24 protein-coding genes are annotated in these 23569 nt (G+C 56.5%); 8 read left to right on the forward strand and 16 right to left on the reverse strand.

Going from position 1 to position 23569, the window contains the following annotated elements; genetic code table 11:
- Positions 1–17: 17 nt before the first annotated feature.
- Genes ACFQPC_RS11460 through ACFQPC_RS11510 form a run of 11 tightly spaced genes read right to left on the reverse strand, consistent with a single transcriptional unit; the run spans position 18 to position 9903 of the window.
- A complete protein-coding gene (locus ACFQPC_RS11460; protein WP_382272040.1) occupies positions 18–794 on the reverse strand; it encodes a GntR family transcriptional regulator in 777 nt (258 codons plus the stop codon).
- Between the two features lie 22 nt (positions 795–816).
- Positions 817–1731 carry an ACP S-malonyltransferase gene (locus ACFQPC_RS11465; protein WP_382272041.1) on the reverse strand — a complete coding sequence of 305 codons (915 nt, stop codon included), beginning with the start codon at positions 1729–1731 and terminating at the stop codon, positions 817–819.
- Positions 1728–2597, reverse strand: a complete 870-nt coding sequence (mdcB, locus tag ACFQPC_RS11470; RefSeq protein ID WP_382272043.1) for a triphosphoribosyl-dephospho-CoA synthase MdcB — start codon at positions 2595–2597, stop codon at positions 1728–1730. Before mdcB ends, ACFQPC_RS11465 begins: the two co-directional genes overlap by 4 nt.
- Positions 2573–3259, reverse strand: a complete 687-nt coding sequence (gene mdcG, locus ACFQPC_RS11475) for a malonate decarboxylase holo-[acyl-carrier-protein] synthase (protein WP_382272044.1) — start codon at positions 3257–3259, stop codon at positions 2573–2575. Before mdcG ends, mdcB begins: the two co-directional genes overlap by 25 nt.
- 7 nt (positions 3260–3266) lie before the next feature.
- The gene (locus ACFQPC_RS11480) at positions 3267–3968 is read right to left on the reverse strand and encodes a biotin-independent malonate decarboxylase subunit gamma (protein ID WP_382272045.1); all 702 of its coding nucleotides are present in this window, start codon (positions 3966–3968) and stop codon (positions 3267–3269) included.
- Positions 3961–4860, reverse strand: coding sequence for a biotin-independent malonate decarboxylase subunit beta (locus tag ACFQPC_RS11485; protein WP_382272047.1), 900 nt, complete (start codon positions 4858–4860; stop codon positions 3961–3963). Before ACFQPC_RS11485 ends, ACFQPC_RS11480 begins: the two co-directional genes overlap by 8 nt.
- Entirely contained in the window at positions 4857–5171 is a 315-nt protein-coding gene (gene mdcC, locus ACFQPC_RS11490) for a malonate decarboxylase acyl carrier protein (RefSeq protein ID WP_011979331.1), read from the reverse strand. The genes ACFQPC_RS11485 and mdcC overlap by 4 nt, the downstream gene beginning before the upstream one ends.
- A 6-nt stretch (positions 5172–5177) precedes the next feature.
- Positions 5178–6836, reverse strand: a complete 1659-nt coding sequence (gene mdcA / locus ACFQPC_RS11495; RefSeq protein WP_382272048.1) for a malonate decarboxylase subunit alpha — start codon at positions 6834–6836, stop codon at positions 5178–5180.
- On the reverse strand, positions 6833–8341 hold the full coding sequence (locus ACFQPC_RS11500) for a tripartite tricarboxylate transporter permease (protein ID WP_382272049.1): 1509 nt from the start codon (positions 8339–8341) through the stop codon (positions 6833–6835). The genes mdcA and ACFQPC_RS11500 overlap by 4 nt, the downstream gene beginning before the upstream one ends.
- Before the next feature lie 37 nt (positions 8342–8378).
- On the reverse strand, positions 8379–8885 hold the full coding sequence (locus ACFQPC_RS11505; protein ID WP_011979328.1) for a tripartite tricarboxylate transporter TctB family protein: 507 nt from the start codon (positions 8883–8885) through the stop codon (positions 8379–8381).
- Between the two features lie 13 nt (positions 8886–8898).
- A complete protein-coding gene (locus tag ACFQPC_RS11510; protein ID WP_382272051.1) occupies positions 8899–9903 on the reverse strand; it encodes a Bug family tripartite tricarboxylate transporter substrate binding protein in 1005 nt (334 codons plus the stop codon).
- 683 nt (positions 9904–10586) lie between these two features.
- On the opposite strand from ACFQPC_RS11510, the gene ACFQPC_RS11515 reads away from it, so the two are divergent.
- The 5 genes from ACFQPC_RS11515 to ACFQPC_RS11535 all read left to right on the forward strand — a co-directional run bounded on the left by ACFQPC_RS11515 (position 10587) and on the right by ACFQPC_RS11535 (position 15335).
- Positions 10587–11882, forward strand: coding sequence for an ABC transporter substrate-binding protein (locus ACFQPC_RS11515; RefSeq protein WP_382272053.1), 1296 nt, complete (start codon positions 10587–10589; stop codon positions 11880–11882).
- A 72-nt stretch (positions 11883–11954) separates the two neighbouring features.
- Positions 11955–12836 carry a branched-chain amino acid ABC transporter permease gene (locus tag ACFQPC_RS11520; RefSeq protein ID WP_382272054.1) on the forward strand — a complete coding sequence of 294 codons (882 nt, stop codon included), beginning with the start codon at positions 11955–11957 and terminating at the stop codon, positions 12834–12836.
- Positions 12833–13864, forward strand: coding sequence for a branched-chain amino acid ABC transporter permease (locus ACFQPC_RS11525; RefSeq protein ID WP_382272055.1), 1032 nt, complete (start codon positions 12833–12835; stop codon positions 13862–13864). Before ACFQPC_RS11520 ends, ACFQPC_RS11525 begins: the two co-directional genes overlap by 4 nt.
- Positions 13861–14628: an ABC transporter ATP-binding protein gene (locus ACFQPC_RS11530; protein WP_382272056.1), complete on the forward strand. Its 768-nt coding sequence runs from the start codon at positions 13861–13863 to the stop codon at positions 14626–14628. The genes ACFQPC_RS11525 and ACFQPC_RS11530 overlap by 4 nt, the downstream gene beginning before the upstream one ends.
- The gene (locus ACFQPC_RS11535; protein ID WP_382272058.1) at positions 14628–15335 is read left to right on the forward strand and encodes an ABC transporter ATP-binding protein; all 708 of its coding nucleotides are present in this window, start codon (positions 14628–14630) and stop codon (positions 15333–15335) included. Before ACFQPC_RS11530 ends, ACFQPC_RS11535 begins: the two co-directional genes overlap by 1 nt.
- On the opposite strand, the gene ACFQPC_RS11540 is transcribed toward ACFQPC_RS11535, so the two are convergent.
- The 3 genes from ACFQPC_RS11540 to ACFQPC_RS11550 form a co-directional block, all read right to left on the reverse strand.
- Positions 15332–16474 carry an MFS transporter gene (locus ACFQPC_RS11540; protein ID WP_382272059.1) on the reverse strand — a complete coding sequence of 381 codons (1143 nt, stop codon included), beginning with the start codon at positions 16472–16474 and terminating at the stop codon, positions 15332–15334. The genes ACFQPC_RS11535 and ACFQPC_RS11540 overlap by 4 nt on opposite strands.
- Before the next feature lie 192 nt (positions 16475–16666).
- The gene (locus tag ACFQPC_RS11545) at positions 16667–17905 is read right to left on the reverse strand and encodes an iron-containing alcohol dehydrogenase (protein WP_382272060.1); all 1239 of its coding nucleotides are present in this window, start codon (positions 17903–17905) and stop codon (positions 16667–16669) included.
- Positions 17895–18674: an alpha/beta fold hydrolase gene (locus ACFQPC_RS11550; protein WP_382272061.1), complete on the reverse strand. Its 780-nt coding sequence runs from the start codon at positions 18672–18674 to the stop codon at positions 17895–17897. Before ACFQPC_RS11550 ends, ACFQPC_RS11545 begins: the two co-directional genes overlap by 11 nt.
- A 181-nt stretch (positions 18675–18855) precedes the next feature.
- Between ACFQPC_RS11550 and ACFQPC_RS11555 the strand changes: the two genes are divergently transcribed.
- Positions 18856–19539 carry a GntR family transcriptional regulator gene (locus ACFQPC_RS11555; protein ID WP_382272062.1) on the forward strand — a complete coding sequence of 228 codons (684 nt, stop codon included), beginning with the start codon at positions 18856–18858 and terminating at the stop codon, positions 19537–19539.
- Between the two features lie 47 nt (positions 19540–19586).
- On the opposite strand, the gene ACFQPC_RS11560 is transcribed toward ACFQPC_RS11555, so the two are convergent.
- Positions 19587–20405: a sterol desaturase family protein gene (locus tag ACFQPC_RS11560; protein ID WP_382272064.1), complete on the reverse strand. Its 819-nt coding sequence runs from the start codon at positions 20403–20405 to the stop codon at positions 19587–19589.
- A gap of 307 nt (positions 20406–20712) precedes the next feature.
- Here ACFQPC_RS11560 and ACFQPC_RS11565 point away from each other — a divergent pair, with 307 nt between their 5' ends.
- A complete protein-coding gene (locus ACFQPC_RS11565; protein WP_382272065.1) occupies positions 20713–21480 on the forward strand; it encodes a TerC family protein in 768 nt (255 codons plus the stop codon).
- Positions 21481–21540: 60 nt separating this feature from the next.
- On the opposite strand, the gene ACFQPC_RS11570 is transcribed toward ACFQPC_RS11565, so the two are convergent.
- Positions 21541–23220: a SulP family inorganic anion transporter gene (locus ACFQPC_RS11570; protein WP_382272067.1), complete on the reverse strand. Its 1680-nt coding sequence runs from the start codon at positions 23218–23220 to the stop codon at positions 21541–21543.
- Between the two features lie 126 nt (positions 23221–23346).
- On the opposite strand from ACFQPC_RS11570, the gene ACFQPC_RS11575 reads away from it, so the two are divergent.
- Positions 23347–23562 (forward strand): DUF3717 domain-containing protein, encoded by a 216-nt coding sequence (locus ACFQPC_RS11575; RefSeq protein ID WP_382272068.1) that lies wholly within the window; start codon positions 23347–23349, stop codon positions 23560–23562.
- Positions 23563–23569: the final 7 nt, after the last annotated feature.

The following is a 23569-nucleotide window of genomic DNA, read 5'->3' on the forward strand; positions in this document are numbered from 1 at the left end:
GCATGTGCCGGTGTTTCTTAATGCGCGGCCGGATCCGGCAGGATGGCCTCATGTTCGGCCAGCACGCCTTGTTGCGCCGCGACCTTGCGCGCCAGGCCCTCTGCGCTATCGACCAGGCGCTCGGTCGCTTCGCTCACCAGGTTCACATTGCCATAAGCTATCGCTTCGGCCACGCCCGCATGCAGCAGCGCGGTGACTGACAGGTAATCGAAACTTTTGTAATGGCAAAACCAGAAGCGCCGTGACAAGCCCTGGATGGAACGCAGGCTGTCAGTAAGGAATTCATTACGCGCGCAGTTCAGGCACAGCTCATTGAACTCTTTATCGTTACGGATGAAGAGCATTTTGTCAGCGGCCTGTGATGCGCGCCGGAAATTTTCACCGAGCAGTGCGAACTGGCGGCGCTGTTCAGGTGTGGCGCGACGCGCTGCATTCTGGAACACCAGGCGGTCTATTTCACGGCGCACTTCCAGCAGGCGCAATTGCGCGACCGGATCAACTTCCGTCACATATATACCGCGCTTCGGCTTCACCACCAGCAAATGTTCGAAACACAGCTTGCGCACCGCTTCACGTACCGGCGTGCGACCGAAACCGGCGACATCGCTGAGGAAGGCTTCATTCACATCACTGCCCGGCTGGATTTCCATCGTGACGATGGCTTCCTCTATCCGCAGGTAGGCGCGCTCGGCTGAACTCGCGACCGAAGGCCGCGGCGATGGCAACGCTTGCCGCGCCGGTTTGAAGTCGGGGCCGGCGGGAACAGGTTTAACGGGAATGCGGTTGGTCGACATGTATTTTTCTCTGCAATCTAAATCAGGCAAGTCTGGTCTCCACCCATTTGACGATACCGTCCAGGGTGCGGAAATCTTCTGCCGAGCGCGCCTCCACTGCAACGCCCAACTCATCAAACATGCGGCTCAAGGCGCGGCCGGGGCCCAATTCCAGCACCACGGTAACGCCGCGTTCCACTGTCGTATCCATGCAATCCTGCCAGCGCACCGGCTCGGCAATTTGCGCCGACAGGGTATCCGCTATCGTGCGTTCCGGTTCGGACAAACCATTGATGCCGGCCAGCACCGGTGCCGTCAGTGCATGTGCGGGTGTGGTTTTCAATAAATGCCGGAACGGTTGTACTGCTGTGCGCATGAAGGAAGTGTGCGATGGAATCGCGACATCCAGCACCTTGCACCAATGCCCCGCTGCGGTGATATCTGCCGACGCGGTTTCGATATTGTCGCGTACGCCACCCAGCACGAAGTGATCCTCAGCATTGATGATGGCCAATTCCAGTCGATAACGTTTGCAGATGTCATCTATCGCCGCGGCACCCACACCCTTGATCGCCAGCATGCCGGCATTCTTCGGTGCGACCTGGTCCATCAGCAAGGCACGTTGCGGTACCAGCAAACCCAGCTCCTTGACTGTCCATGCACCGGCGCAACCATATGCCGCCAGTTCACCGACGCTATAACCGATGAAGAGTTCCGGTGGCGGCAAGCGTTCCTGCAATGCGGTCCACGTCGCAATCTCGGCGCCGCATATCAATAACTGCGCGTTACGATTGCTGAATAAATCCTCACCTTGCGCAGCCAATGCGACGACATCCACCCCGGTCGCGGCCGAGTATCCGGCCAGCCAATCGCGCGCACGCTCCGACTGCAAGGCCAGCTCGAACATCTTTGGATGTTGTGCACCCTGCCCCGGACAGGCGATCGCGAGCCCGCTCATGCACCGACCGCCCGTTCCGTGACAGCAGCGATGAAGAGGGTCGCCGCCAGCAAGTCAGCCGAACCACCCGGGCTTAAACGTCGAGCGACAAAAGCATGATGGATCTGCTTCGCACGTTGCAGCCAGTTCGCGGCGAACACGCCGCCTTCCGCCAGGAAGGAAATCGCCGAGGTGCGCGCATAGTGCAAACCTTCAACACCGGCGCGATGCAAGAGATTGGTATCTTCCAGCGCCGCCATGATGGCAAAGAAAGACTGGCAACGCGCAGCACCGACACTGCCATCGGCCAGCCGGATCGCGGTGAGCGTCGGCAAGCCGATTTTAAAAACGTGCGGGAATCCTGCCGCTGCTTCACCGCGTGCACCACCGACTGCATACTTGCGGCACACCAGGTTGCCATGGCTGGAGCTCCGGTCCTTGCTGTCCGCCAGTTTGATATCGGCACCCCAGCTATCAACCACGATCTGCGCCAGGTCCGCAGGCTCGTCGGCAACGTCGGCTTTACCCAACGCGGCGCACAGCAAACCAAGATTGAAGATCGCGCCACGATGTGTGTTGACACCTGAAGTCGCACGCAACATCGTGGCTTCTGCCGCCAGCCCCAGCCGCGTCAGTTCGGCAAAGTCGGCATTGCGCGCACCGGCTTCATAAATCGCTGCGAAGTAATGGCGCAGGCTGAACAGGCTTTTGATGAAAGTGGCCGCCTGCATATCATCGTGGCTGCCGTTATCTGTCTTGCTGACCAGGCCCGGCTTCGGGTACAGGCACATTTCATCGTACAGGGCGCGCACCGCCGCGCGCGCTACCTGCTGCGTGCGTAGTGGGTGTGCCGCGTTCGCTATCAATGCCATGCCGATTGCTTCCATACTGATTCCAGCGTTGCCAATGCGATGCCTTCCGCATTCTTGACCATGACCAGGCGCGTATTCGCCAGTAATTCTTTCCATGCGACCGCACGTCCGTCCGGGAAAATCATTTCGCCATCCAGTCGTACGCGGCCTTCTTTTTCCACCGCTTCCAGCAAACGCAAACCGGCATGCGCCTGCTCCAGCGAAGCGGGTGCCAGCAACAAATCGATATCCGAGTTATCCGCCAGGTAAGGAGTACCTGTCGCGCATTGCCAGGCCAGCGAACCGTAGATGCGCAAGGTCAAATCCAGTTGTGCCGCATCCGCCTGCAAATGCATCAAGGTCTCATACCAGCCACCGGGCAAAGGTGTTTGCTGCGACAAGGCTTCCGCCAGGCTCAGCGCATCTGTCGCTTCGCGCACTGCGGACGACGGCACACAAAAGGCCAGCGAACGCGGGCTGCTACTGCGCGGCAGGCGCAAACCCAGTGCCACCATGCCGGGCAGGTCGCCGGGTTGACGGCTGCGCGCGACGAAAGGCAAGCCGCGTGCAGCGTGTTGATGGATCGCATCAAGCTGTACGCCATCCTGCAAATGTATCAGCCCGGCGGCTTCCGGCCAGTTAAGCCAGACCCGCGCATGGCGCTTGAATACGTAGGAAGATGATTGCGGCGCGATCATGGCGGCCTCAGTGTTCGCGCACCAATTGCGCAATTCGTGCCGCACCGGTACGACCGCCACGGCTGGCGCCCAGTTCACGCCGTTTATCCAGATTGTTTTTCTTTGCCAGTGCCGCCAGCAGGCACTGGTCCAGCGGACCTTCCCAGATTTCTTCGACTGCACCCAAGGCGACAAAGTTATGCGCTCCGGGTCCGAGGATAGGTGAAGTGCGGCACAGGGCTTCCAGTTCTTCCAGCGGCAGCTTGGTAATGCGCGACATTGCAGGCAAAGCCATCACGCGTATCTGTGCACCCGGCACTGCGTAGGTTTCATCCGCAATCATGCCGAGCGAGAGGAAGCCACCGCTGACCGCTTCGCTATACACCACGCTCAATAATTGATGGCCACGGGTGCGGGCAACGGCAAAGCATTTCGCCAGGTGTGCGAGGAAAGGACTGTTGCCCAGTAATTCATCACGCCGCGACAACTGTTGACCCTGGGTATCGACCAGCATCAGGATAGGTACACCGGGCTGCCGGTTCATGATGTCGATCACGGCTTCGGATAACTGCAAGGCGATATCGACACCGATGGCGGCATGATCCCGGGTACCGACCACGGCGACGGTTTCATCACCTACGCGTCCCTGTCCTGTAACAACCTGACCGTCGGCTTTTACCGTATGTCCCTGCGGGAACAACTGGTCACATAATTCTTTCCACTCAAGCATGTTCTTCCCTCCGCACATGTGCGCTCATTTCCAGGAATTCGGGTATCTCTGCCAGCGGTACATTCTTTGCATCCGCCACGCCCAGCTCTTGCCAGATTTGCGTCGCATCGGCACAGGCGGAGAAACGCTGCATGCGGCTTTGCAATGCCTGGTGTTCCTGCGTAATACTTTCAAGTGCCAATGGACGCGAAGCGCCGAGCAGGCTGATCGCAGCATCACGGAAAGCCGCAATATCATCAGGCACGATGAGGTCGGCATCACCCATCAGGTAACGATGCTTGCCACCCATGGTGCGCCAGACCAGCGCGCGATCACGCGCATCGAACTCTTCGACGCCTTTCGCCGCTTCTATGACTTCCGGCCCCGAGACCGACAAACGGCCTTCTTCCGAGATGATCATGTGATCGCAGCATTTGGCGACGATGCCTATGCCGCCATAGCAGCCATTCGAACCGCCGATCAGGACGATCACTGGAATACCGGCATGCCGGACTTCAAATACCGCGCGCTGGATTTCTGAAATCGCAATCAGGCCGGCATTCGCTTCATGCAAACGGACGCCACCGGTATCGAGCAACAGCAATACCGCAGCAGGGCGCTGCTGCACGGCGCGTTCCAGTAAACCGGTCAGTTTGGCACCGTGGATTTCACCAACCGAACCACCCATAAAGGCTGGCTCTTGCGCCGCAATCAAGACCTTCGCACCACTGAGCAAACCGGAACCGATGACGATGCCGTCATCAAACGCGACCGGCTGGCCGAGTACCGGCAGGTGCGGACTGAAGTGACGTTCCGCCGGTGGCAGGATTTCGCTGAAACTGTCGCTGTCGAGCAGGTCGGCAATGCGCTGGCGTGCGGTTCGTTCAAGGAAGCTTTTATGTGCACCGCTCATAGCCCGCTCCGGAATTCTTCGACCGCCTGCATCAGGCGCAGGCTGACAACCGCCGGCGTCGCACCGGCATCATTGATGGTGATGACCAGGTTCGCGAGGCGATAACGTTCGGCACAGCTGCGTGTAACGGCTTGCCAGGTTTCATCGAAGCCATGTACCGAGGTTTCGATGACGAACTTCACTTTGTCATTCAGTTCCGCCGGTTCGAACAGGACTTCCAGGTTGCCGGAACCGACGACGCCGACCAGGCCGCTGCCTATGCTGCGATCAGGGTTGGCACAAGGACCGACTTCAAATTCGAGTGTTTGCATGGTTGCCTACCAGTTTCTGAATCTGTTTGGTGGTTGATAGAGATTGCCGGACCATCTGACCAAATCTTTCATGGACTTGGCGGCCAGCAGATCACGTGTCGCCAGTGATACATCGACGCCTATGTCTTCCGGTCGCTGGATCACACCGCGATCGCGCAGGTTGTCGACGGCACGCTGGTCGCGCTTCATACCGACCGCGGTAAAGCCGGCGACGCCGCGCACCGCCTGTTCACGTTCTTGCGGATTGCTGCATTTATGCAAATGCGCAATCCCTTCTTCGGTCACGATTTGCGTGACGTCGTCGCCATAGATCATGACCGGCGGCAAGTCGAGCGAGAGGTCTTCCATCAGCTGCCATGCATCGAGCTTTTCGGTGAAGGTCGGGCTCATTTTTTCGCGGAAAGACTCCACCATTTGCACCACCAGCTTGCGGCCGCGCGGCATGGTGGCACCCGTTGCTTGCGCCGACTCCTGGCCGGCCTTCAACCACGGATAACTGACATGGCGACGGGCGCGCGATTCGGAACCGAAGTTCGGCGCACCACCGAAACCGGTGATGCGATTCAGTGTCGCGGTCGAGCTATTGCCTTGCGTATCGACCTGCAATGTCGAGCCGATGAACAAATCGGAGTAATGACCGGCGATCTGGCAAAACACGCGGTTGGAACGCATGCTGCCATCCGGCCCGTTGAAGAAGACATCGGGACGTGCCCGCACATATTCTTCCATGCCCAGTTCGGAACCGGCGCAATGGATGCCTTTGACGAAACCGGATTCAATTGCCGGGATCAGCGTCGGGCATGGATTGACCGTCATGTAATTGCAGATCTTGCCGCGCAGGCCGAGCGATTCGGCATAGGTCGGCAGGATCAATTCAATCGCCGCAGTATCAAAGCCGATGCCGTGGTTCAGGCGCGTCACCCCATAGGGTGCGTACAAACCCTTGATGACCATCATCGCCATCAGGATTTGCGTTTCGGTAATCTGCGCCGGATCGCGGGTGAAGATAGGCTCGATGTAATGCGGCTTCGGCGCCTGCACCACATAAGACACCCAGTCACCCGGCACATCGACGCGCGGTACCTGGTCCACGATTTCATTGACTTGCGCGATGATGATGCCGTTCTTGAAGGCGGTACCTTCGGCCACTGCCGGCGTATCTTCGGTATTCGGGCCGGTGTACAGATTGCCGTTGGCATCCGCACTCTGTGCCGCGATCAGCGAGACGCGCGGCGTCAGGTCCATGAAGTAGCGACCATACAATTCCAGATAGGTATGGATCGCACCGACATTGATCTTGCCCGCCTTGATCAGGCGCGCCAGCCGCACGCCCTGGTCACCGGAGTAACAAAAATCCAGGCGTGAAGCGACGCCGCGTTCGAACACATCCAGATGCGAAGCCAGCGCGAGGTTGGATTGAATAATGTGCAGGTCGTGCACCAGGTTCGCATCCATCTTCGACAAAGCCATAGCCAGGAAATCGGCATGCTTCTGGTTATTGCCTTCGACACAGACACGGTCACCGGATTCAATCACCGCATGCAGCAGGGCGGCAATGTTTTCTGCTGCGACGACCTTGCCGTTGGCGTGCGACGCACCGCGCTTGAGGCGCGTCGCAGTGTTGCGGGCCAGCGTATCCCAATGGAAGTCCGGGGCCATTTTCATGCTGGTACCTCCGCCACCTTGACGCGCTTGCTGAACAGGCCGGAGATGACTGGCCACATCAACGTAATCAATGCCACGGTCGTGATGGTACCGACCAGGTAGTTGGACCAGAAGATTTCCATGCTGCCGTGCGACAACAACATGGTTTGACGGAAGGCGTCTTCCGCCTTGTCACCCAGGACCATGGCCAGCACCAGCGGTGCCAGCGGATAGTCGAGTTTCTTCAGGATGTAACCCACCACACCGAATACCACCATCAGCCAGACATCGAACATCGCGCCGTGTACGGTATAAGCACCGATCGCACACAAGAGGATGATGACAGGAGCAACGATGGTGAACGGTACGCGCAGGATCGCAGCAAAGAATGGCACGGTACTCAGCACCACAATCAGGCCGACGATATTACCCAGGTACATACTGGCGATCAGGCCCCAGACAAAATCCTTTTGCTCCACGAAGAGCATAGGACCCGGTTGCAAACCCCACACCATCAAGCCACCCAACAACACTGCAGCAGTTGCCGAACCCGGGATGCCGAGTGCCAGCATAGGCAGCAATGCGGTGGTACCGGATGCGTGCGCTGCGGTTTCCGGTGCGATCACGCCTTCCAGGCTGCCCTTGCCAAACATGTCTTTCTCTTTCGAGAAACGACGTGCGATGCCATAGCCCATGAAGGAAGCCGCAGTGGCACCACCCGGTGTCACGCCCATCCACGCGCCGACCACCCAGCTGCGCACCAGTGATGCCCAGTAGCGTGGCAGTTGACGCCAGGTTTGCAAGACCACCTTCAGATTGATACCTGCCTGTTTGCCACGGAAGGCCAGGCCTTCTTCCATCGTCAACAGGATTTCGCCGATACCGAACAAGCCGATTACGACGATCAGGAAATCAACGCCGCGCAACAACTCATCGAAACCGAATGTCATGCGCAAGCCGCCGGTGATGGTATCCATACCGATGGTGGCGAGGCCAAAACCGAGCATCATCACGAGGATGGTCTTGAATGGCGAACCGCCACCCATGCCGACAAAGCTGCAGAAAGTCAGCAGGTACACCGCGAAGAATTCCGGCGGACCGAACTTCAGTGCGAACGAAGCCACCAGCGGGGCCAGGAAGGTGATCAGTACCACCGAGAAGAAGGCGCCGATGAAGGAACCGCTGAAAGCGGCCGTCAATGCTTCGCCGGCCTTGCCTTTTTGCGCCATCGGATAGCCGTCGAAGGTGGTTGCCACCGACCACGGTTCGCCCGGGATGTTGAACAGAATCGAAGTAATCGCGCCGCCGAACAATGCGCCCCAGTACAGGCAGGACAAGAGGATGATGCCGGCGGTCGGCTCCATCGAAAATGTCAGCGGCAACAGGATCGCCACACCGTTCGGGCCACCCAGTCCCGGCAGTACGCCGATCAGGATGCCCAGCGTGACGCCTATGAACATCATTAAAATATGCTGTCCCGTGAGGGCGACAGAAAACCCGTGCATCAAATAACCCAGCTCTTCCATGAATGTCTCCTTCTATGGATATCTTTATTAGCGAGATTCAGTAGCCGAATGCCGCTTCAAGTGGGCCCTTGATCAACGGAACCATGAATTGAATTTCGAACAACCAGAACACGACTGCGGTGACGGCCAGGCCGACGCCCAGCGATTTCAGCCAACTATATTTCCCCAGTACTTTCATGAAGCCGGCGATGAGTGCCAGCGCCGCGATGTACATGCCGAGGAATTGCGCCACCACGACGAAACCGAGGATAGGTGCCAACACCTGCAACACCGGTTTGATTTCGCCGCGCGTGACGAATGAGGAACTGTTGATTGCCCGGCTGCGCGTCGCGTTGAACATCACGACTGCAGCGGCAATGCACATGATGATGCCGATGCGGAAAGGGAAGTAACCGGACTTCGGTCCGGCACTACCCCAGCCTGCGCCCCGGTGGTAGCTGTCCCAGATCAGCAAACCACCGGCAATCATGAATGCCAAGGCGCAGGCGAACTCCGCCACACCGTGCTTGATGAGGACACGGTCTTCTTTTTGATTGCTATCCATGTTGCTGCTCCGTTTATTTGCCGTCGGCCAGGAAGCCGGCTTTTTTCAGCAAGTCGTAATGCATGTCGGCATCGGTTTGCAGGAATTTTTGCAGGGCCGGACCGGTCATGAAGGCATCCTTGAATGCATTGCGATTCGAGAATTCTTTCCATTCAGGTGTCGCCACGATTTTCTTCATTTGATCGACGTAGTAGGCAACCTGGTCAGGTTTGACGCCGGACGGCAGGAACACACTGCGTTGCATCAGGTAGGTGACGTTGAGGCCGGCGGATTTGCAGGTGGGAATGCTGGACCATGATTCGGTCTCGGTGACCTTGTCGGTTTGCGCCATAGGCTTGTCATCGAATACGCACAATGGACGCAGTTGACCCGCACGCCATTGCGATACTGCTTCGACCGGATTATTGACCGAGACGTCGATGTGATTGCCGACCAGTTGGGTCGCTACGTCACCGCCGCCTTTGTATGGGATGTAATTGAATTTGACGCCTGCCGCTTGTTCAACGGCTGCAAACAGAAGATTGTCTTCACGCTTGGAACCTGCGCCACCGGCACGGATCTGGCCCGGTTTTGCTTTTGCTGCTGCCAGCAATTCACCCGCTGTTTTATATGGCGAAGCGGCATTCACCCACAGGATGAATTCATCCATCACCAGGTTGGCGACCGGTGTCATGTCTTTCCAGGTGAAAGGCACATCCGCTGTCAGCGGCAACATATACATATGCGAAGCAGAGATCAGGATCTTGTGCGGATTGCCCGGCGAGGTTTTCAAATCGATGAAACCTTCGGCGCCGCCGGCACCACCTTTAGGTGTAACGATGTATGGCTTTTTTGCGAGGCTATGCTTGACCACGATGCTGGACATCAGGCGTGCCATCTGGTCGGTACCGCTGCCACTACCGGATGGCAAGACCATTTCTACTGCCTTGGTCGGTTCCCAGGCGAGGGCCGGGGTGCAAAGCATGGTGGCCGCGACGACAGATAGCGACGCACGTGCGACGTTGAGGCGATTGAACATTTTTGTCTCCTAGTTTTTATTAACGACGTTTTCTTAACTTCGTTTTTAGCCGCGCAAACTCGTGATGCACGGTCTGGTTGGTGACGCTTTCTGCGTCTGATTGATATATTCTGCTCATATATTAGTTGTGTCAATCAAATTTGCAGAGTTTTCTTATTTTGTTGACGCAAGGCCAAAATGCGGGAAGTATCTGGATTAGGAATTGACGCCTGGAAACAGCCCGGCTTTACCCTTGCGGCAGCACACGGGCCGACCGGCAATGGCAGCCGCCCCCCAGGCCAGGAGTCAACAGGCATGCGGCTTTTCAAGGAATTGCAAGATAAGGCGTCGTAATTAAACGCACTCAAAAAATATCTGGACAGCGCCTTTTTAATGCACCGCGGGCAACAAAAAACGGTTTAAAAAGTGCGCAGGAATGAGCGATAAACGGGCGCAATTTGCATGCAAAAAACGGCGCATATCTGCAACAGTTTTTTCACCTTCACCCGGATTTTTGGGACACGAACAGAGGGAAAACCAGCTTATCAAGACATATGGTCAATTATTGCCTGATAGCAATGGAATGACGGGCAAAAGGCGCTGGATGTCAAATAAATCGCACAAAGAAATATTTGTGATATCTTAGATGAACATAATTAATATATAAAACGTTTCGAGACCATTCCCATCCCCTGGAGGAGACTATGAAAAAGCCCGTTTCATCAGTTCACGTTTCATCGCTTCAGCGCCGCACCGTTTTAAAAGCCGCAGGCGCCGGCATCGCAACCGGATTACTTGGCATGCCGGCCTTCGCACAAAACAAACCTTTACGTGTCGGCATCGTTGCGCCGCGAGGTGGGGTCGCCGGCACTATCGGCGAATGCGGTTTGCGCGGAGTGGAATGGACCACCGCCCGCATCAATGCAGCCGGCGGCATCGGTGGCCGCAAAGTCGAGCTGGTGATCCAGGAAGAAACCTCGCCGAAAGACACCATCGATCGCTTCCGCAAACTGGTATTGCAGGAAAAAGTGGATTGCGTACAGGGTATCGTGTCCTCCGGCGTCAGCCTGGCACTGGCACCGGCGGCCGAAGATTCGCGCATGCCCACCATTTTCTGGGACGGCACGACACAGGACGGCGTGAAGGAAACCATGCCGAAGCCCAAGTATGTATTCCGCAGCACCGATAATGAGTGCGAAGCGGTGATGGCCTCGCTGTTGGCGATCAAACATTTCAAAGGCAAGTTCAAGCGCATCGCTTGCGTCAACCCTGATTATTCATATGGCCGCAATACCTGGACCGCGTTCCAGGCACTGTTGAAGAAATACGGTATTGAACACGAAGTGGTGTCCGAACAATGGTCGAAGATCGGTAACCTCGACCTCACTTCCAACGTGGCCGCCCTCAAGGCTGCCAAACCTGATTTGATTTTTTCATCCCTGCTGTTTGCAGATTTGCCGGTCTTCATGAAACAGGCGCACAACGCCGGTTTGACTGAAGGCACGCGCTTCGTCTTGCCGGCCGCCGGCTGGCAACACACCGCGATGAAGAAAGAGTTCACACCTGAAGGCATCGTCTGGGGCCACAACACGATGTACTTTGATGATCCGAAGGCATCGGCAACACAGAAGGAATTCGTCAAATGGTATGCCGACAAGTACAAGGATTACCCGCACTGGGAAGCTGACCGTGCTTACTTTTCGATGATGGTCTACAAGGCCGGCGTTGAAAAGGCATTGGCTGCGAAAAAATCCTGGCCGACAGCGGAAGAAATTTGCGCGGCAATTCCAGGCGTACAGATCGAGTCGCTCGGTGGCAAAGGTGCAATGCGCGCCGACCATATTGCCAACCAGACTTTCCATCAGGGCTTGTCGACCAATAAGAATAACTACGACTTCCCGACGCTGGCATCAGTTGAAACCATGTATTCAGACCAATTGCAGAAACCGACAGGTGCGGATTTCTGGGAATGGCTGAATACCGCAAACTTCAAGATCTAAACCCTGACAAAGAGGAGGGAACTTCCCTGGCCGATACTTAGCAATTAGTATGGGTCAGGGAGGGGTGTATCTATGGCTCCGTTTTTCAATATCATTTTGGCCGGCATATTCCAGGCAGCTGTTTTGTTCCTGGTGGCGTCCGGCTTGCAACTCATCTTCGGCGTACAGCGCATCATCAACCTGGCGTGCGGATCGATTTATGCGCTTGGCGCATATTTCGGCATCTTCGTCACCTCATGGGCATTGAGCAAAGGCTTGCCGGTTCATTTATTTCCATTCGTCCTGCTCGGTGCCGGCATCGTCATCGGCCTGATCGGTATCCCGCTGGAACGACTGATCCGCACTATTTATAACCGTCCTGAATCCTTCCAGCTGCTGCTGACCTTCGCAGTGATGCTGATGTTCCAGGATGTACTGCGCTTCTTCTGGGGCGCGGATCCGCAGCAATTGCCGAACGTATCGATGACCTTCGGCACCATGTCCGCCTTCGGCGTCAGCATGCCTACCTATAACGTGATGGTGATTGCAGTTGCCGTCACGCTCGCGATCGGCATGGCTTACTTCCTCGGCAAAACCAAAACCGGCAAGATCCTGCGCGCCACTGCAGAGAATCGCGAAACCAGCGCCGCGATGGGCATCAACGTCACCCGCGTCTATGTGATGGTGTTCACACTCGGCACCATGCTCGGCACGATAGGTGGCGCACTGGTGATCCCGAATGCAGCGGCATCGCTGGAAATGGGCGTCGAACTGGTGGTCGAAGCGTTCGCAGTAGTCGTGATCGGCGGCCTCGGCAGCATGAAAGGTGCCGCCGTCGGTGCCCTCATCGTCGGCCTGATACGCGCACTCAGCGCGATGTATTACCCGGAAGCTGAAATCCTGGCTATCTATGCAATTGTGTTGGCGGTCCTGATCTGGAAGCCGGCAGGTCTCTACGGAAAGGCTGAAGCATGAGAACCGATACCGTACACAGTGCGCCTATTACGGCGCCGGAAGAATTGGAGTTCGTGGCACCACCGGCCATCTCGCGCGTCAAACTGATCGCCGGCGGCGTGATCGTCGCCTTGCTGGCAATTGCACCACTGTTCGTCAGCCAGTACTACATGACGCTGTTGATTCCATTCTTTGCCTATGCCGTGATCCTGCTCGGCTTTAACCTGTTGTTTGGTTATGGCGGCCTGCTATCCTTCGGCCATGCACTCTTCATTGCGATCGGCGCCTATGCAGCGGCGGCAATGGTGGCCAAGACCGGCATGATTTCATTCGAGATGATGCTGCTCACCGCGGTCGTCGCATCCTTCATTATCTCGATCCCGATTGCATGGCTGGCGAGCCGTTTCACCGGCATCTTCTTCGGCATGCTGACACTGTCTTTCGGCATGCTGTTCCATTCCTTCCTCAATAAGTTTTACTACATCACCGGCGGTGACAGCGGCATGCGCGTGCCACGTCCCAGCCTGTTTGGCATGGAACTGGATCAGTTCGACAAGACGGCCTTCCTCGGCGGACCGTTCTATTACTACTGCCTGGTGATGGTGCTCTTGCTGACCTGGGTGATGTGGCGCATCGTGCGTTCACCTTACGGCATCCACCTGATGGCTTCGCGTGACAATGCAGTCAAGGCACTCTATCTGGGCGTGAAGATTCGTAGCGTACGTGCGATTGCCTTTGTGGTCTCGGCGGTCTATGCATCCATCGGCGGCGTGATCCTCGGCGTCAATACCGGCCTGGCCGATCCCGAGCTGGCTTACTGGACGCACTCCGGTCACCTGGTATTCATGGCGGTACTCGGTGGCTATCAGGAATTCCTCGGCCCGGTACTCGGTGCCTTCGTCTTTATCCTGCTGCAGGATGAATTGTCGTCACTGACGCAATACTGGCGCTTCTTCCTCGGTGCGATCCTGGCGATCCTGGTGGTGGTACTGCCGGGCGGCATCATGGGAGCGATCCGCAAATTCAAATCGAAAGGAGAGCAAGCATGAGTACCAATGATGTATTGCTCCATGCAACGCAGATCTCGCGCCACTATGGCGACTTCATCGCCTTGCACAATGTCGATCTATCTGTCTCGCGCGGTGAATTCGTTTCGGTGGTCGGCCCGAATGGTGCCGGCAAAACCACCCTGGTGAATGTCTTGACCGGCTTGCACCAACCGACTACCGGCAATGTCCATTTCGATGGCGCCAATATTGCCGGCGTCGGTGCGGTCGATCTCGCCACGCGTGGTCTCGCACGTGCCTTCCAGCTCACCAGTATTTTTCCCGAGCTGACCGTGCGCGAAACGATAGCGGTCTCGGCCTGCTCTTACCTGAACCAGCGCTGGAATGGCTTTGGCCATTTGTTTGGCAGCCACAAGATCAACGATATCGTGGTGCGTACCGCCGATGCTTTCGGCCTGTCGCCATGGCTGGATACCAAGGGTGGTTCACTACCGCATGGCCGCCGCAAATTGCTCGATGTGGCAAGTGCTTTTGCGCTGCATCCGAAAGTCATGCTGCTGGATGAACCGACCGCCGGCGTCTCCACTGCAGATAAACACGGCGTCATGGAAACCCTGTTGCGTGCCGCCAAACATATGGGAATTGAAGCCATCATGCTGGTAGAACACGATATGGATTTGGTATCGCGCTATTCGACACGCATCATTGCGATGCAGGGCGGCAAGAAAATTGCCGACTTGCCGCGCGATGAGTTTTTTGCCAATGAAGAAGTGGTCTCCATTGTCGTTGGTAAAGGAGCGCACTGATGTCCCTCGCACTTGAAAACGTCAATGTCATCCTGGCCGGCAATCCGGTCTTGCGCGATATCTCGATGCGCATCAATCCGGGCGAACTGGTGTGCCTGGTCGGTCGCAATGGTGCCGGCAAATCCACTACCTTCCGTTCCATCATGGGTTTCCAGGCACTGAAATCCGGTGCGATCAAATGGAAAAACAGCGCGATCAACGGTATGCAAACGCACAAGATCGTCGAACTCGGCCTCGGTTATACGCCCGAGGGCAGCGATGTGTTCGGCGACCTCACGGTGGAAGACAATATTGCGCTGCCAACCTGGACCCGCAAGTCGGCCCGCAGTGCACAGGAACGCATCGATGAAGCATATGCAGTGTTCCCCAAGCTCAAGCAATACCTGCATCGCGGTGGACAGCAGTTATCCGGCGGCGAACGCAAGATGGTTTCCATCGCCCGTGCACTCGCACTCGATCCTGAACTCCTGTTGCTGGATGAAGCCTTCGAAGGTTTGTCGCCGGCCATCATCCCGACCATCAGTGAAGGCTTGCAAAGCATCCTCAAGCAGGGACGTGGGGTATTGCTGGCCGAATCCAACTTCTACCACTTGCCGCCTTTTGCCGATCGCCTGTATGTGATCGAACGTGGTGAGATCGTATTTGAAGGAACGCTGGCGCAAGCAGAAGCGGATGCAGCGACGATGAAAATCATCAAGGGTACCTAAGGCGCACGCTTCCAGTAAGGCAACACACTCAGCAAGCCAGCCATGGCCAGCGCAAACCCGAGCCACAAGGGTGAACGCAAGCCATAGCCGGCTGCAATCCCGAGGCCGCCGAGCCAGGAACCCAGGCCCAATCCCATATTGATCACGGAAGAATGCATGGTGTGCACCAGTGCACCCGGATGCGCGGCTTTCAGGATGCGTGAAATCATCGCCGGATTCAGTGCGACGCCTATCAGGCCGATGACGATCAGTGCCAGCACACTGATGATTTGGTTTTGCGCAAAAAAAGCAAACACGGCCAGCGCCGTAGCCAGCCCTGCCAAACCCCAGCCCAGGATAGGGAAAGTGTATTTGTCCGCATAGCGACCGATGACCATATTGCCGACCACGTTCGCCACGCCATACAGTGCGAGCAACCATGGAATCGCAGCTGCGCCAAAACCCGTGACCTCGGTCAGGATAGGTGCGAAGTAACTGAAGGCCGCGAAAGCCGCGCCTATGATGAGGCCGCTGGTGAGGTAGGCGGCCCACAAGGCAGGCTTTTTGAATTCCGCCAGTTCGGCATCCAGGCTGGGTGCGGCCGCAGCGTGTGAGCGTGGCACCAGGAAAATAATCAGCAGGCTGCACACCGCTACCAACATCACCACCAGCCAGAAGCTTGCGCGCCAACCCCAGTACTGATCGATAAAAGTGGCGGCAGGCACGCCGACTACATTCGCCAGCATTAAACCACCAACCACGATAGAGGCAGCACGCCCCCGCGCCCCGATGGCAACGACCTCACCACAAATTGCCAATGACGCGCCAAAGCAGGCGGCGGCAGCTACGCCTGTGACTAAGCGCGCAAGCGCCATGATGTCGTAACTGCTGGATGCGGCAGCAACCGCCTGTGCCAATCCATACAGCAACAGCAGGCAAAGCAGGGCCTTTTTATTCGATACGCGCAGCTTGAGCAAGCCGACCGTCAATACCGGTCCGCCTATCACCATACCAATCGCATAGTAGGAAATCAGGTAACCGATTTGGGTTACCGAGACACCGAAAGCCTGGGTCAGCGACGGCATCATGCCTGCCACCATGAATTCGGAAGTGGTCAGTGAAAATATCGTCAGCCCGAGGATATAAACAACTAAAGGCATGCGTATAAAATTCCGTGAAAAATATACTGCCGTTAGCAGGACACTTCAATTGGCAGTGCGTGGAATCCTAACACCAGGGCAAACGGGGCAAGACAGCTTGTTGCCGCCTTGCCCCGCTTAGTTACTATATACATACCGAACTATTATTCCACCCGGAATGGCTTACAATTTATCCCCTCAAATTCGGGGCGTTCACTCTCCCAGCTTGCCATGCCAGGCCGCATTGATAATGCGCTCGTAAGTGGCAGGCACATCCGCCACCGGAAAGGCTTTGGCCAGGCGGGTAACTGCCAGCGCATCACGTGTCAGGTCGGCCAGGTGTTCTTGGCCTACGCCAAATTCGCGCAAATTGGTCGGGATACCGAGTTGTCCGATCAAGTCGCGGATCAGGACCGGCAGTTGGCGCACGGCAGCCGCCTGGTCTTTGGTATCTATGCCGAACAGGCGCGCCACTTCGAGCAATTCGGTCGCACGCACGCTACGCAAGGCATCCAGCACATACGGCAACATCACGGCATTGGTACTGCCATGCGTCGCATGCGTCAGACCGGCTACCGCATATGCGATACCGTGCACCGCGTTCAAGCCGGCACCGCCGTATGACAGTGCCGCATAGTGGCTGGCGTATGCCATGCCTATGCGTGCTTCGGTATCCGCACCATCCTTGTAAGTACGCATCAGGAAACGCGCGCACAAATCTATCGCTTCGCGTGCAAACAGCATGGTCAGCGACGAACGTCCGCTGTAACCCGGATCAACCTGGCCGCTCCGGTCGAACTCGGAAGAATCCAGCGTCAGGTAAGACTCGACTGCATGGGTCAGCGCATCAACGCCGGAATCAGCGGTGACGCGTGGCGGACAGGTGTAGGTAAATTCAGGATCGATCAATGCAATCACCGGTCGCAGGACGTTATCCATCACCGCGACCTTGGTGGCATTTGACGGATCGATCAGGATCGCGCCGGGCGTTGCTTCGGAACCGGTACCGGCGGTCGTCGGCAATGCAATCAAAGGCAGGGCCTTGGGCGCAGCCGGCAGGGCACCGATAAAGTTTTTCACCGGCAAGCCATCCGGTATCGTCACGCACAAGGCTTTCGCGAGATCGATATTGCTGCCACCGCCAAGGGCAATGATGTGGTCCGGCTGGCGCTCGCCGATTTGCGCGCGGATCAGCTTGGTCGCGTCATCGCATAGCGTGGTGGTCGGATCGGCCGCACCGCCGTCGAAGACGATGGTCGAAATACCCAGTGCTTCTGACGCTGCAATGTATTCGCGCACCCATGGTGTGTGTTGGCTGAAAAAGGTATCCGTCACCAGTACACCGGATTTATAACCGAGGCGTTCCAGCAAGGCGGGCAGTTGCGCGCGGCTGCCGCAACCGAGGACGACCCGTGCAGGCGGACAAAAATGGATCAGGTCATTACTTCTCATGGGAACTCCGCAAGGTTGGGATATCAGAAATGAAGGCGCGCATCGCTTCCGCGACCTGCGCCGTGTTTTGCGTCAGTATGCTGTGCATCGCTTGGTCTATCGTGTACAAACGGGCTTGCGGCAAACCGTCTGCCAGCATCCTCGCATGCGCATAAGGCGAATCTTCGTCGGCACTACCATGCACGATCAGGACTGGCAAATCCATGGTCGGCAGCAACGCGCGCTGATCCGTCTGGCTGATGCTGTGCCAGGTCCAGGCAACCGCATCGCGGTCCGCCGCATCGCGCAAACCCAGCCTTTGTTCACGCGTAGCGATTTCCTGCAACAGCGCTTCATGCCCGTCGGCATGGAACCAGCTGGTTTGTTGCAACACCGGGCTGCCCGACATCAGGATCAAGGCCTGCGGCAGGGGTACACCCTGTTCTTTCAGTAGCGCCATGGTCGCCAGTGTGACCGAAACACCCATGCTCCAGCCGGCCAGCACATAACGCGGCGTAGTTACATAGCAGGCGATGACCCGGGCGATGTCCGCCGCAAACTCTTCGAGGCTGTAATCCGCGCTGCCCTGCCCGCGAAAAGCCGCGGCGCGCCCGCGCATATTCGGTAAAACCCAGCGCACTTGCTCGCCCAGCGCCTCAGTCAGCGGTTGCCAGCTGGCCCGGGTTCCCTGGATTCCATGCAGGGCCACTATGGTTATTCCGCCACCGCCGCGACAAACGACATCCATCGCCGGCACTGCTTGTGCCGGAAGCTTATTGAAATTGTTCATACTAGCCATATATAAGATGAATTACAGTAGGCAAAACCATTTTTTAAAACCATAATTGCAGACATGTACAACAAGCTGCACCTCCCATCCAGACTGACCACAACCATTTGATCGCCCCATGACAGCCACTAAAAAAGCGCCACGCAAATCAGGTGCCACAAAAACTGCAAAGCAGGCAAAAATGCCCTCCCCTCAATCTGCGATCCAGGACATGGCCGAACCCAAGGTAAAGCTGACCGATATCGCTTACGAGCAAATCGAAGAAGCCATCATTACCTTGCGCATCCCGCCGGGCTCGGTGATTTCCGAACTGACGCTGAGCGAAATGCTCAACATCGGCCGTACCCCGATCCGCGAAGCCATCCAGCGCCTGGCGCGTGAACATTTGCTGCTGGTGCTGCCACAACGCGGCTTGCTGGTGCCTGAAATCGACCTCCGCAAGCAACTCAAGCTGCTGGAAACCCGGCGCGAAGTGGAGCGCCTGATCTGCAAGAGCGCCGCACGCCGTGCCTTGCCGGAAGAACGTGAACGCTTTACGCGCCTGCATGATGAATTCATCCATGCCGCCGCTACCGATGATGACGTTGCGTTCCTGCGCGCCGACCGGGAATTCAATGAGTTGTCGCTGGTTGCAGCGCGCAATGAATTTGCCGAAGGTGCGATGCGCCTGATGCATGGTCTGTCACGTCGCTTCTGGTATTTCCACTACAAACAGGCGGCCGACGTACCTGAAATGGCGCGCCTGCATGCCGCGGTTGCCGGGGCCATTGCCAAAGGTGATGTGAATGCAGCCGGTGAAACGCTGGACCAGTTGCTGGACAACATCGAAACCTTTACCAAGGCCACGCTGATGTCGGACATGTAATCAGCAATACGCACTAAAACGCCGGGTACTCCCGGCGTTTTTTTTGATCAGAGGACGAGGCCGCGATCAATGCTCGCTTCTTCTTCCTTGGTCAGTTGCGGACCGTCCAGCGTCACCCGTGAATCGTCGTAACGGAAACGTTTGATGATAGGTTTGAGCTCTTCCTTAATGTGCTTTTCGCTATAGCCGTTGAACAGGTGGCCAAGCAGGCCGCGGTCGAGGTCGGTGCTGCCCATCGCCCAGTCGGCAATCGGGAAGGTCAGGTTCATGTTGTACTTCATCATGATGCCCTGGTTGTGATGCGCAGTATGGTGGCGGCGTATCGTATTGATGAATGGCATATTGCGCACGAACCAGTTCTCGTGCACATGGCAGCAATAGTGGAAAGTTTCATAAATCAGGTATTGCGCCACCATCGTAATGAACAGGATGTAACCGGCGTTCGCATTGATCAGTATCGATACCAGGTAACCCAAGGTCAGGCCACCCACACCCAGCGTAATCAATACGCGCCACGGGAAAAACACAATACGGAATTCACGCGTGGTATCGATCGTCGCTTCATTGTCGGTGAAGTACTGGTGATGCTGGCGTGTGTGACGATCGTAAATCGCGCGCAACGCAAACACATCGATCTTGCGATGCATGACGAAGCGGTGCATCGCCCATTCAACAAAATTACCTGCCAAAAACACCGGGATGACGATCAGCCACTCCCAGCCCGCATTCTGCAACTGCGATACGCAGTACCAGATTGCCGCGATTCCGGTCGCATACATCACGCCGATATGCAGCAAGCCGTTGTAAAGCGGACTGATGTCAGCCTTGTATGCTTCGCGGAATTTCCGCTGGCGTTCACTCATCATGATAAATCTCCTGAAGTAGATGAATTATTCTTATTGTGTATGACTGACATATTAGTAGTATCCGAAAGCACTGTCAAGCGCCGCTTTGGGATTCTGTTGGCGCGGCGGCTTTTACCTGCTAATGTGCAATTGCATGGTCAATATGCAAACAAGAAATAGAAGAGATAGGTAATGCTGGCGCGCCTCTCCGCAATTGATGGCCAAAACGGCAAGCACTTGTGATGACGTCCGGCAACGCCAAAAAAACAACAACTTTCAGACAAAACAAGACCGCCACTTCCACCCGAAAGTCACTGGAGATTTGCCCATGCTTGAACTCATTTCAGACCCACAGATCTGGCTTGCCTTCATTACCCTTACCGCGCTGGAATTGGTACTGGGTATCGACAACATCATTTTTATCTCCATCCTGGTCGACAAACTGCCGGTCGAGCGACGCGAATTCGCGCGCAAACTCGGCCTGTTCATCGCCATGTTCATGCGTATCGGCTTGCTGATGGTATTGGCGTGGATCATCGGCCTGACAGCACCGCTGTTTACCGTGATGGGGCAGGAAATTTCAGGGCGGGACCTGATCCTGATCGGGGGTGGGCTCTTCCTCATATGGAAGAGCACCGGCGAGATCCATCAATCGCTGGAAGGCGAGGAAGGGCACTCGTCCAGCACGGTGAAGGCGACTTTCACCGCAGTCATCCTGCAAATCATGGTGGTGGATATGGTGTTTTCGCTGGACTCCATCATCACCGCAGTCGGCATGGTGGATCAGATCGAAGTGATGGTGGCGGCCGTGATCGTCTCGGTCGGCCTGATGATGCTGTTTGCCGGTCCTATCGGCCGTTTCGTTTCACGCCATCCATCGATCAAGATCCTGGCGCTGGCCTTCCTGGTGGCGATAGGCGTGGTACTGATTGCAGAAGGCTTCGATCATCACATTCCAAAAGCCTATATCTATAGCGCAATGGGCTTTGCACTGATAGTGGAAATGATCAATATCCGCATGCGCGCACGCAACACCAAGCCGGTGCACCTGCATGCGCAATATGCGAGCGATGACAGCGCGCCGCAAGAGAAGTAAAAGGAATTGATTACGATAAGGTGACCGCAGCGCAAGCTGCGGTCACGTCTGCGAGTTGCTTCAGGCCGGCTTGCGCATCGCGAGGATAGCTTCGTGGTCGGTCATGAAAATATGATCATCACCCAGCGCCGTGATCCATCCTGCATGATCCAGCACATCCCACACCTGCTTTTTGATATTCGATGCATAGAGCTCTATACCCAGGCCCTGCAAGGTAATCTGCAAGGACTCCAAGGTTTCAACACCGGTCGCATCTATATCATTGACCGCGCCCACACATAGTAAGACCCGGCGTATCCCGTGATCGCTACCGCATTGCGTCACCACAAAGCGTTCCAGCGCAGCACCCGTCAGGAAGTTGAGTGCGGCATCTATGCGCACGGCCAGCACATCCGGTGCCAGCCGCGGCAAATCGAAACGCTGGCTATCGCGCAAGGTACCGTCGCCGTGTTCGCTGACTTCAATTATGCGCGGCTGCATATGGCGATACAGGTAAGACACCATGGTCAATGTGATACCGGCGACGACGCCCCAGTGCAAGCGCGGCATCGCGATAATCGTGACGACGAAAGTCACGATGGCAATTGCCGCATCGTCGCGCGAAATCATGAATAAACGTTTGAATGCCGAGAAATCAAACAAGCCGAATACCGGCACGATAATCAATGCCGCCAATACCGAACGCGGCAGGTAATACAAGAGATCCGCCAGAAAAATCAGGCTGAATAAAACACAGAGTGCGCTGAACAGGGTCGACCAGGCGCTGGTGGCACCGGCATACAGGTTCAGTGCCGAACGCGAAAAAGAACCGCTGACCGGGAAGGCGCCGCTGAAGCCACTCGCCATCTTGGCCAAACCCTGGCCTATCAATTCCTGGTTTTCATCCCAGCGTTCACGACGCTTGCGCGCCAGCACACGGCAACTCGACATCGCTTCGGTAAAGCTGATCAAGGCCAGCACCAAAGCCGCCGACCACAAATCACGATGATGTTCGAACGGGATCGCGGCAGGCAAAGCCAGCGGCGGCAAACCCTTGTCGATATCGCCGACGATGGCCGCGCCGGTCGCCGAGTAGCCAACAGCCCAGCTGAGGAAGGTGCCGAGTATCGTCACCAGCAAAATACCCGGAAAGCGCGGGAACAACCGCTTGGTAAGGACCAGCATAATCAGGGTGCCAAAGCCAAACGCACTGGTCATCAACATGATGGCAGGCGCATCCATCACACGTGTCACCACCTTGCCGATATCCGCCACGAACAAATCCGGCACACCGATCAGGGCCGGCAATTGCGACATCATGATGATGATGGCAGCGGCATTGATAAAACCGATGATGACCGGTTGCGATACCAGGTTGGACAAGCGCCCGAGCCGGAATGCACCGAGCATGAATTGGATCACCCCAGTATAGATGGAGAGCCAGATCGCAAGCGTCACCCATTGCATGCTGGCCGGTGCCGCCATCGGCGACAGCGAACCGAACACCAGCAGGCTGGTCAGCGCCGCCGGTCCGACTGCGAGCAGGGCGGATGAACCCCACAGGATGCCGATGACACTAGGCAGCAAAGCCGCATATAAACCGGTCGCCGCCGGCATGCCGGCCAGGGTCGCATAGGCCACCGCCTGCGGGATCAGGACCAGGCCCACGCTGATACCGGCCCAGGCATCACTCTTGAGCGAAGCAACCGTCGGCCGTGGCCAGTTCAGGAAGGGGAAGAAACGCTTGATATCAAAACTCATGATGAAAAACTATGCCTTGAAAGAGTGTGCCCATCAAATCAATACGCACCAAACCCGGCTTGCCGTAATGCAATAACTGCCGCTACTTCGTTTTACCGCAAGAATCACGGCGCGTACAATAGCCACATGGATATCACACTGCCCGAGCTGGAAGAAGCAATCAACTATTGGCGTGCGCTGCGTCCTTCGCTGGGAGAAGAACGTGCACTATCACCAGAGGTGAATGAACTGGCGAAACTATATGCACTCATGATCTTCCATCAGCAACGATCCACTCCGTTCGAATCCCTGGATGCAGTCAACCGCCAATTAATAGAAACCTGGCGCAAACAAGCCGCCTGAACTCACA

The sequence above is a fragment of the Herminiimonas glaciei genome (assembly GCF_042664955.1).
In the GTDB taxonomy this organism is placed as follows: domain Bacteria; phylum Pseudomonadota; class Gammaproteobacteria; order Burkholderiales; family Burkholderiaceae_D; genus Oxalicibacterium; species Oxalicibacterium glaciei.